Here is a 240-nt window from a genome sequence, read left to right as displayed (position 1 = left end):
CGGCGGCCAGGTCCAGTTGCAGGTTCAGGCGCAGGATGTTGTCGAACCCGAGCTGGTCCTCGCGCCAGGTCGGCGCGTACAGCACCACGGTCTTGCCCGGCGGCAGGCCGAGTTGCTCACGCACGGCCTGGGCGCGTTTGTCGCGGTCGGGGGCGTGGAGCTGGTCGGTGCGCGGCAGGCCGGTCTCCAGCACGGTGCCGGTGTAGCGCAGGGCGCGGCGCAGCACCGGGGTGCTGGGCG

Annotated in this window: 1 protein-coding gene; it reads right to left on the bottom strand. The window is 73.8% G+C overall.

Features of this window, described 5'->3' with window-relative positions:
- On the bottom strand, positions 1–240 hold a 240-nt coding region (locus IF29_RS43050), incomplete at both ends, for a CDP-glycerol glycerophosphotransferase family protein (RefSeq protein WP_037598811.1).

The organism is Streptacidiphilus jeojiense (assembly GCF_000719095.1).
GTDB lineage: Bacteria > Actinomycetota > Actinomycetes > Streptomycetales > Streptomycetaceae > Streptacidiphilus > Streptacidiphilus jeojiensis.
The sequence above is the reverse complement of the archived record's forward strand: the minus strand, read 5'-3'. Positions and strand labels throughout refer to the sequence as shown.